The 4,146-nt window shown below is 36.6% G+C and carries 3 protein-coding genes; 1 reads left to right on the top strand and 2 read right to left on the bottom strand.

All coding sequences use genetic code 11. The features are described 5' to 3' along the window. The coding region (locus PHI38_RS09455) for an AAA family ATPase (RefSeq protein WP_299855505.1) at nt 1–2,530 on the bottom strand (2,530 nt) is incomplete at its 3' end. Between the two features lie 144 nt (nt 2,531–2,674). Between PHI38_RS09455 and PHI38_RS09450 the strand changes: the two genes are divergently transcribed. After that, nucleotides 2,675–3,352 (top strand): nitroreductase, encoded by a 678-nt coding sequence (locus PHI38_RS09450; RefSeq protein ID WP_299855503.1) that lies wholly within the window; start codon nt 2,675–2,677, stop codon nt 3,350–3,352. Here the strand turns inward: PHI38_RS09450 and PHI38_RS09445 are convergent. Next, nucleotides 3,345–4,146 (bottom strand): 1-aminocyclopropane-1-carboxylate deaminase (locus tag PHI38_RS09445; protein ID WP_299855501.1); only part of this gene is annotated, 802 nt, incomplete at its 5' end. The genes PHI38_RS09450 and PHI38_RS09445 overlap by 8 nt on opposite strands.

Raw genomic sequence — 4,146 nt, 5'->3', positions numbered from 1 at the left:
CATGAGAGCCTTCAACCACTTTACCCTCAAGTATGAGCTCTGCCAATCTATCTTCAACTATCTCATACAAAGCACGTTTAAGTGGTCTTGCCCCATAAACAGGGTCAAATCCAGCCTCTGCGATGTAAGCTTTTGCGTCTTTGCTAAGTGTGAGCGTTATATCTCTTGAAGAGACTTTTTTAGCAATTTCACTAAAGAATATATCTACAATTCCAACAATCTCTTCACGCCCAAGTGCGTTAAAGATTACAATATCATCCAAACGGTTTAAAAATTCTGGTTTAAATGCCTGCTTTAACTCTGCTAAAACCATCTCTTGGAGCGCCTCTGAATTAGGGTTGTTGATGATTTTATCACTTGCAAGATTTGAAGTGAGAATAATAATTGTGTTTGTAAAGTCAACTGTAACACCTTTGTTATCCGTTAATCTTCCATCATCTAAAACTTGAAGTAAGATATTGAAAACATCAGGATGAGCTTTTTCTACCTCATCAAATAAGATTACACTATATGGCTTTCTTCTAACTGCTTCTGTTAATTGTCCGCCCTCTTCATATCCAACATATCCAGGAGCCGCACCTACAAGACGAGAAACTGAGTGTTTTTCCATATACTCACTCATATCAATTCGTATCATGGCATCTGCTGAGTCAAAGAGAAACTTAGCTAAAGTCTTAGCAGTTTGTGTTTTACCAACACCAGTTGGCCCTAAAAACAAGAAGCTTCCAATTGGCGAATTACCGCTTGAGAGCCCAGCCTTATTTCTTTTTATTGCACGAGCAACAGCGTGTGTTGCTTTACTTTGCCCAACAACTTCTTTGTTTAGTTCTTCTTCGACATTGAGTATTTTGTCTTTATCAGCTTGAAGCATTTTTTTAACTGGGATTCCAGTCCATCTAGAGATAATCGAAGCGATAGCCTCTTCATCTACGCTATTTTTTAGAAGTGTTCCTTCTTTTTGAAGGTCTTCCCAGTTTTGTGTAATATCTTTTTCTCTAGCAACTAAAGCAGGAATCTCTCCATACTCTATCTCAGCAGCACGGTTAAACTCAGAGGTGCTCTTTGCAATATGAGCCTCTCTTCTTTTAGCTTCAATCTCATTTTTGATGCCAGATATCTTTCCAAATACCTCTTTTTCATTACTAAACTGCGCTTCGAGCGTTCTAACTCTCTCTTGTTCATCAGCTAATTCTTTTTGTATCTCAACAAGGCGCTTAGTGTTTGATGGCGACTCTTCCATCTTGAGTGCTTCTTGTTCTACACTTAGCTCTGAGATTTTAATCTTTGCACTCTTTAGCACATTTGGCTCAGTCTCTATCTGCATCTTAAGCTCAGCCGCCGCTTCATCAATAAGGTCAATTGCTTTATCTGGCAAAAATCTATCTGCTATATATCTATCTGAGAGTTTTGCAGCAGCAACCAAAGCACTATCTGTAATAGTTACGTTATGGTGAGTTTCAAGTCTCTCTTTTATACCACGAAGTATTTGAAGAGTTTGATTTACACTTGGCTCATCAAGGTTGATAGGTAAGAAACGTCTTTGAAGCGCCATATCTTTTTCAAAATACTTTCTATACTCTTTTAACGTTGTCGCCCCTATAGTATGGAGCTCTCCACGAGCTAGTGCTGGCTTTAGGATATTTGCAGCGTCCATACTTCCCTCACTAGCACCAGCGCCTACAATTGTATGAATCTCATCTATAAAGAGTATGATATTTCCACTCTTCTTTACCTCATCAATTACAGCTTTAAGTCTATCTTCAAACTCTCCTCTATATTTTGCACCAGCAATCAATGCACTCATATCAAGAGCAATTAACTTTTTGTTTTGAAGGGATGTTGGAACATTGTTATCGCTGATTCTTTGAGCAAGTCCTTCAACTAGAGCTGTCTTACCAACACCTGGTTCACCAAGAAGCATCGGGTTGTTTTTTGTTTTACGTATAAGTATCTGCATCATACGAGTAATCTCTTCATCACGCCCTATAACAGGAGCGAGTTTGCCATCTTTTGCCTCTTTTGTTAAATCTATACCATACTTTTTGAGTGACTCCATCGTCTCATCTGAACTTTGTGAATCAATCTTTGAAGTTCCTCTTGAGGATTCGATATTTTTGATTAGTTCTGAGATATCTATATATTTTTTTAGTATGCTAAAAAATGGCTCATTTTTTATATTTGCCAACAGATATGTATCAACAGCTAAAAAAGAGTCTCCATTTTTTGTCATCATTCCAACACCATTTTCTAATGACTGAACAAAGTTTCTTGATAGTTTGATATTCTCTTTTGACACTGACGAAGACTTTGGCAATTTTTCACTAAAACTCTTTACATCAAGCTCAATTGCAACTTTATCAATACTCATCTTATTAAACATCTGATTTAGTACAGAGTTTGAGTTAGTTAGTTGAGACCATAAAAAGTGTATAGGCTCAACCTCTTGATTTTTGTTATAAAGAGCCAGCGATAATGCTGACTCAATCGACTCTGTCATGTTGTTTGTTAATTTCTCAAATATATTATTCATTCTTCTCTCCAAACATTAAATTTATGGGAATTATTATATCTAGTTGAGTGGCTTCTTGTCAAGTTTTTTTAGTCTTTAAACATTAAACTTTCTTTTAATTTAATTTGTAATATAATTTCAAAAAAGTTTTATGAGGGGAAAAAGATGCCTACTATCACCGATACTATAATAAATCGCTCATCTAAAAGAGCTTTCTTAGATAAACCAGTACCAAGAGAGATTCAAGAAAAAATTTTAAAAGCTGCTGCTATGACTCCAAGTGGTGCAAATATGCAGCCGTGGATTACATATGCTATAAGCGATAAAGATGTTTTAAAAAATATAGGCGATGCTATCATCCAAAAGATGAATAGCGGAGTGGCGCATGACCAATTTATCCAGTACTATCCTCTAGAGTGGAAACCTCTTTACAAAAAAAGAAGATTTGAAACTGGTATAGGCTTATATGCCCATATGGAAGTAGATAGAAAAGACATTGAAAAAAGAACTAAGATGTGGCATGACAACTTTAGATGGTTTAATGCTCAGTGTGTGTTTTTTGTATTTACAGATAAAACAATGATTGATGGTGCAGTTGGAGCGCTTATAGACTGTGGTGCATATATGCAAAGTATCATGCTCATTGCAAGAGATTTTGACTTAGAGAGTTGTCCTCAAGGCTCAACCACCGAGTTTGGAAAAGTTGTAGCAAGAGTACTTGATGTGCCAGATAATTTAGCTCTTCTTTATAGTGTCGTCCTTGGTTATGAAGATAAAGATGCCAAAATCAACAGCTATAAACCACAAAGAGCAGATATAAGCGAAAACGTTGTCTTTATATAAAACCTTTTTGTTTATATCGCTTTAACATACTCTCATTTCCACTCACTCCTCCACTATGAACATACAAGATATCCTCTTTTGTCTGCTCTTGGAGTGCCATCCACATAGATGGCGCATAAATCATATCAAACTCAATTTCAGTTACTAATAGCTTTTGCCAAATATCCAAAAATTCTCTGTATGGTTTAGCAAAATGATATTTTTTCTTAGGCTCTAAGATAATAAGATTTTCTGGCAAAGCGCTAAGAGAGCTCATCTGAGTACGAAGATACTGGGCATCTCCAACACAAGGAGTTGTATAGACTTTGTACTCAGGCATACAAAGAGCTAAAAAAAGTGCTGTTGTTCCTGTGCCTGATGGAGTTGCAAGGGATTTTACATCTAAGTTAGCATCTCTTATCTCCTGCGCTAAAACTTCTAGCCCACGCCTAGCCTCTTCTACTGCGCCACCTTGGTCTATAATAAATGTCTCTTTATCCAAGTTAAGACGTAATGAGGCTATAAAGTCTCTGTAGTAATCATTCTGAATCTCTACATGTTTCATACCAAGACGTAGAGCATGGTAAAAATTACCAACACTCTCATCTTGCATAGCTTGGCCTATAGGCTTTGTATAGTAGATAAACTCCCATCCTTTTTTTTGGCACATTGCAGCAATTGCGAGCATTGCATTTGATTGTGTTCCACCATAAGAGATGATAGTTTTTAGTGAGTTTGAGGGAGTGTTAAGGAGTGTATATAATTTTCGGTATTTATTTCCTGCTAAGTAAGGATCTATCAGATCATCTCTCTTA

It is taken from the genome of Sulfurimonas sp. (assembly GCF_028694895.1).
GTDB lineage: Bacteria > Campylobacterota > Campylobacteria > Campylobacterales > Sulfurimonadaceae > Sulfurimonas.
Note: the sequence above shows the minus strand (reverse complement) of the source record. Positions and strands in the feature narration are given on the sequence as shown.

Bases quoted from the DNA above. Each gene is read 5' to 3' on its own strand.
- PHI38_RS09450 (WP_299855503.1), top strand. From the start codon at position 2,675: ATGCCTACTATCACCGATACTATAATAAATCGCTCATCTAAAAGAGCT.